The sequence below is a fragment of the Pseudomonas sp. R62 genome, from assembly GCF_000257605.1.
Taxonomy (GTDB): Bacteria; Pseudomonadota; Gammaproteobacteria; order Pseudomonadales; family Pseudomonadaceae; genus Aquipseudomonas; species Aquipseudomonas atacamensis.
This window is the reverse complement of sequence record NZ_JH635998.1, coordinates 3459920-3464763: the sequence shown is the minus strand read 5'-3', so window position 1 is coordinate 3464763 and position 4844 is coordinate 3459920. Positions and strand designations below refer to the sequence as shown.

Genomic DNA, 4844 nt, shown 5'->3' with positions numbered 1-4844 from the left:
AAATCGACTTCCTTGAAGGTCTTCAGATCGACCTTTTCATCAATGCGCTTGGCCTTGTAGCCCTTGGCTTGCAGCTTGGCGACGATGGCGTCGGGCAGGGTTTCCAGGTCGCGCACCTGCCAGGTTTCGACGTTGGCGCTGAGCTTGCTGTTGACGCCGGCATTGATGGCGTAATCGAGGATGCCCTGATTGCCTGTCAGCGCCAGCACTGGCGACGGTACGACGGTAATGGCCACACCAATGGTCGGCTCTTTGGCATCCCAGAACTGTTTGTCCAGGGCCACGGGCGGTTGCACATGAGCGCAGCCGGTGAGAGTCAGTACGGCGAGCAGAGCCAGCGCGGCCCATTGACGTGTAGCGCGAAAAATCATGGATCAAGTCCCTATGTCTGAAAACGTTCCTGCGCCTTATCGGCAACAACGCGGCAAACAATAGTGGCACATTGATATTTTTTTGGCGACAGGATGCTGGCGCACTCTTACAGCAGATTGTTCTGCGCCGCCGGATCGACCCGAGCCCAATGCGAAGTGTCCTCGCGATGCGCCTGCAAATACGGCAGCACCGCCGCCAGCAACGGCTCCTTGAACGCCTCCTGAAAGCGATGCGCCAGCCCCGGAATCAGTTTCAACTGACTACCCTGAATGTGCGCCGCCAGATGCACGCCGTGCATCACCGGCAGCAGCGGATCTGCCGTGCCGTGCACCACCAGGGTCGGCACGCGCAGCTGATTGAGCAATGCCACCCGGCTCGGTTCGGCAAGTATCGCCATGATCTGCCGTTTGACGCCTTCGGGGTTGAACGCGCGGTCGTAGGATGCCGCCGCCTGTTGCAGCAAGGCCTGACGATCATCGGTTACCGCCGGGCTACCGAGTGCCGCGAGCAGATCGGCCTGTTGCTCCAGCGCCACTTCGCGGTTCGGCGCGCCTCGGCGCGAGAGCAACTGCACCAGCGCCGCACTCGGCGCCGGCAGACCTTCAGCGCCGGAAGTGGTCATGATCAGCGTCAGGCTTTCCACCCGCTGCGGCGCCATCGCCGCCATGTGCTGGGCGATCATTCCGCCCATGCTCGCGCCGAGCACGTGGAATTGCTCGACCTTCAGCGCGGTCATCAAACCCAGCGCATCGTCAGCCATGTCAGTCAGGCTGTAAGGTGCCGACACCGGCAGACCGAGTTTGTAACGCAGCACTTCGAAAGTCAGATTGGCCTCGATCGGCGCCTGCCGCCAGGTCGACAGGCCGACGTCGCGGTTGTCATAGCGGATCACCCGGAAACCCTGCTGGCACAAAGCGACAACCACTTCATCCGGCCAGTGAATCAACTGCCCACCCAGGCCCATGACCAGCAACAGCGCCGGGTCTGATGCACGGCCGATACTTTGATAGGCAAGACTGACCTGCGCCAGCTCGGCGTGCTCGGTCGGCACGTTGACATCGCAGCGTCCGGCTGCAAACGAGCCGGCCCCGAACAAAAGCGCGGCCAACGCGGCCGCGACTGAAAACAATCTCTTGAACATGAAAAACACCAAAACGCAGCACCCCAGTAGAGCGCGAGTCTGATGAAGTTCGTGCGAGCGCGCTGCCACAGTTGCATGACAGTTTGATGAAGAGTGCCGAGCGGTCGGCTGTCGATTGCATCGCCGGATCCTGGCCGGCAGATCGACAAAGCCAACGTCATGAGACAAACTCACCTTCCCCGCATTCGTCACAAGTTTTCTTCATGGAGCCCGCCGGTGCTTGAAATCCGACATCTGAAAACCCTGCATGCTTTGCGCGAGGCCGACAGTCTGGTCGACGCCGCCGACCGTTTGCATCTGACACAGTCAGCACTGTCGCACCAATTCAAAGAACTGGAAGAGCGCATGGGCATGCAGTTGTTCGTACGCAAGACCAAACCGGTGCGCTTCACCAGCGCCGGTTTGCGCCTGCTGCAACTGGCCGACGCCACCCTGCCGCTGTTGCGCGCCGCTGAACGGGACATCGGTCGGCTGGCCGGTGGCACCGCCGGGCGTTTGCACATGGCTATCGAATGTCACAGCTGCTTTCAGTGGCTGATGCCGACCATCGACCAGTTCCGCGATGCCTGGCCGGAGGTCGAGCTGGACTTGGCTTCGGGCTTCGCTTTCGCCCCGCTGCCGGCACTGGCCCGTGGCGATCTGGATCTGGTGGTGACCTCCGATCCGCTGGAAATTGCCGGCATCACTTACGTGCCGCTGTTCACTTACGAAGCCATGCTCGCGGTGGCCAATCAGCATGCGCTGGCGAGCAAGCCGTACATCGTTCCTGAAGACTTGTTGACGGAAACGCTGATCACCTACCCGGTCGAGCGCGATCGCCTGGACATCTTCACCCGCTTCCTCGAACCGGCCGACATCGAACCGGCGCAGGTGCGCACTTCAGAACTGACGGTGATGATGATGCAACTGGTCGCCAGCGGCCGTGGCGTCTGCGGCATGCCGCACTGGGCGCTGCATGAATACAGCTCGCGCGGTTATGTGAAGGGCAAACGGTTGGGTGAAAAGGGCTTGTTCGCGACGCTGTACGCGGCGATTCGCACCGACATGCTCGACGCGCCGTACATGCGCGATTTCCTGCTGACCGCCAAGGACACCTCGTTTTCGACCCTCGATGGGGTCAGCGCCGTACGCTGATCTGCTGTGCAGGAGATGATCGTTCCCACGCTCTGCGTGGGAATGCCTCAACGGACGCTCTGCGTTCGGCTTTGGATGGGACGCAGAGCGTCCCGGGCTGCATTCCCACGCAGAGCGTGGGAACGATCAGTAGGCGGAAATTATCGCTGGGTCAGAGTTCGCGCCACATGTGGATCTTGTCGAAGTAGTCTTCGCCCACTCGCACGGCGAGCGGTTCGAGGCCGTACTGAATGAAGCCGCAACGCTGGTACAACTGAAAAGCCGCGTCATTGCCGGCGGTGACGGTGAGCTGCAGCAGTTTCAGCGCCGGGTGCTTTTGCGCTTCGTCCAGAGCCGCCTGCACCAGATCAAAGCCCATCCCCTGCCGACGAAAATCTGCCGAGACATACATGCCGAACAGCGTGGCCTTGTGGCGCGCCTTTTCGCGCGGTTCGAACGCCAGGCCGACAATCCCGGCCAACGTCCCGGCATCGAATGCCCCCAGCACCACATCGAGCTTGCTGGTCAGGCGCCCTTCCCACCAACTCAACGGCATCACCGCGCGTTCGCGCACGCTGGAAGTGAACGCCTGCGGATGCCGGTCATAGGCTTCAAGCATCAGTTCGCGGTAAGCCAGGGCATGGCTGGCGTCCAGCCGCTCGATCCACATGTCAGGCGGCCCGGCGTTGTTCGAGCATCAGTTTTACGCCGAGGCCGCCGAGCACCAGGCCCATGAAATAACGCTGCATCGCCAACCACGTCGGATTGCGCACAAACCACGAGGCAATGCCTGCGGCGAACAGCGCGATCAACAGATTGACGCTGAAGCTGACGCTGATCTGCGTCAGGCCGAGGATGATGCTTTGGGTGAACACCGAGCCGTCCTCAGGGCTGATGAACTGCGGAAACACCGACAGATAGAACACGGCGATTTTCGGGTTCAGCGCACTGGTGAGAAAGCCCATGGTGATCAATTTGCGCGACGAGTCCGGCGGCAATTGCTGCGCTTCGAACGGCGAACGTGCGCCGGGTTTCAGCGCTTGCCAGGCCAGCCACAGCAGGTACAGCGCGCCGGCCCATTTCAACATTTCATAAGCCATCGGCACGGCGAGAAACACCGCCGTCAAACCCGCCGCCGCGGCGAACATATGCACGAAAAACCCGCCGACCACGCCAAGCAACGAAGTCACTCCGGCGCGGCGCCCCTGACAGATCGACCGCGAGATCAGATAGATCATGTTCGGCCCCGGCGTCAGCACCATCAGCAATGCGGCGGCGGCGAAGATCAGCAGGTCTTGCAGCGGGATCATGGCAACGTCCTTTGCGGGAATGATCAGGCGAGTGCCGTCAGTGAACGGCGATAAAACGGCATGATGTGCTCGCGTGTCAATGGCGCCAGCTCGAGCGCCGGATCAGTGGCCGGATCGACCCAGATGACTTCCTCGATCTCCGCCGCCGGGCAGACATCAGTGTCGATGGTCAGTTGAAATATTTCCGCATGGACAATAAAGCCCGGCTCGTTGGCGGCGGGGGCGGAAAAACTGTTGAGGAAAATCGCCTGCGCCGGGTCGATCTGCAGCCCGAGTTCTTCTTCCAGCTCACGGGCCAATGCGTGTACCGGCAACTCGTGGGCTTCGATCTTGCCACCCGGTTGCATGAACGCCGTGGTGCCGCGCTTGCGCACCAGCAGAGTCTGGCCTTGCGGGTTGAGCAGCAGCGCAGCGGCGATATGAATGGTCGACATAAAGGAATCCCTTGGCGCAAAAGCGCCAAGGATCCCATGCCCGTCAGAGGGAAGCCAAGCCACGAAGCTCAGGTCGCTTCCTGAAAATCCAGTTCCGGCGGCTGACGGCGGAAACCACCCGTCAGCACGGCGAGATACACCACACCAATCGCCAGCCAGCTCAGCCCCAGCCACACCGCCAGATGATCAAGGCTGACCATCAGCCACAGGTCGGCGACCAGACCGATCAGCGGGCAGAGCAAAAACAGCAGCAGCTCGCGCGGGCCTTTTTTCTCGCCGCCGATCCAGTAATGGAAGATCACCGACAGGTTGACCAGGCTGAACGCCAGGAACGCGCCGAAGTTGATGAACGAGGTCGAGGTGGTGACGTCGAGTTTCAGCGCCAGCAACGCCACCGCCGCGCACAACAGAATGCTGTTGACCGGTGTGCCGAAGCGCGCATGCAAGGTGCCGAAAAACGATTTGGGCAAGATG

5 protein-coding genes and 2 pseudogenes are annotated in these 4844 nt (G+C 61.2%); 1 reads left to right on the top strand and 6 read right to left on the bottom strand.

Annotation, left to right across the window (positions count from 1 at the left end; translation table 11 throughout):
- Both OQK_RS30450 and OQK_RS16680 read right to left on the bottom strand, forming a co-directional pair.
- Positions 1-371 (bottom strand): annotated as a pseudogene (locus OQK_RS30450) (hypothetical protein); the annotation flags it as partial.
- A 107-nt stretch (positions 372-478) separates the two neighbouring features.
- Positions 479-1513, bottom strand: a complete 1035-nt coding sequence (locus OQK_RS16680) for an alpha/beta fold hydrolase (RefSeq protein ID WP_016773383.1) — start codon at positions 1511-1513, stop codon at positions 479-481.
- 216 nt (positions 1514-1729) lie between these two features.
- Between OQK_RS16680 and metR the strand changes: the two genes are divergently transcribed.
- On the top strand, positions 1730-2647 hold the full coding sequence (gene metR, locus OQK_RS16675) for a transcriptional regulator MetR (protein ID WP_016773382.1): 918 nt from the start codon (positions 1730-1732) through the stop codon (positions 2645-2647).
- A 151-nt stretch (positions 2648-2798) separates the two neighbouring features.
- On the opposite strand, the gene OQK_RS16670 is transcribed toward metR, so the two are convergent.
- The 4 genes and pseudogenes from OQK_RS16670 to OQK_RS16655 form a co-directional block, all read right to left on the bottom strand.
- Positions 2799-3296, bottom strand: a complete 498-nt coding sequence (locus OQK_RS16670) for a GNAT family N-acetyltransferase (RefSeq protein WP_016773381.1) — start codon at positions 3294-3296, stop codon at positions 2799-2801.
- 1 nt (position 3297) lies between these two features.
- A complete protein-coding gene (locus OQK_RS16665) occupies positions 3298-3936 on the bottom strand; it encodes a LysE family translocator (RefSeq protein WP_016773380.1) in 639 nt (212 codons plus the stop codon).
- A gap of 23 nt (positions 3937-3959) precedes the next feature.
- Positions 3960-4370, bottom strand: coding sequence for an NUDIX hydrolase (locus tag OQK_RS16660; RefSeq protein ID WP_016773379.1), 411 nt, complete (start codon positions 4368-4370; stop codon positions 3960-3962).
- Between the two features lie 68 nt (positions 4371-4438).
- Positions 4439-4844, bottom strand: a pseudogene (locus tag OQK_RS16655) (amino acid permease); the annotation flags it as partial.

What these genes read in the sequence shown, in the direction of transcription:
- OQK_RS16680 (WP_016773383.1), bottom strand. Translation starts at nt 1,513, where the DNA reads ATGTTCAAGAGATTGTTTTCAGTCGCGGCCGCGTTGGCCGCGCTTTTG.
- OQK_RS16670 (WP_016773381.1), bottom strand. Translation starts at nt 3,296, where the DNA reads ATGTGGATCGAGCGGCTGGACGCCAGCCATGCCCTGGCTTACCGCGAA.
- OQK_RS16665 (WP_016773380.1), bottom strand. Translation starts at nt 3,936, where the DNA reads ATGATCCCGCTGCAAGACCTGCTGATCTTCGCCGCCGCCGCATTGCTG.
- OQK_RS16660 (WP_016773379.1), bottom strand. Translation starts at nt 4,370, where the DNA reads ATGTCGACCATTCATATCGCCGCTGCGCTGCTGCTCAACCCGCAAGGC.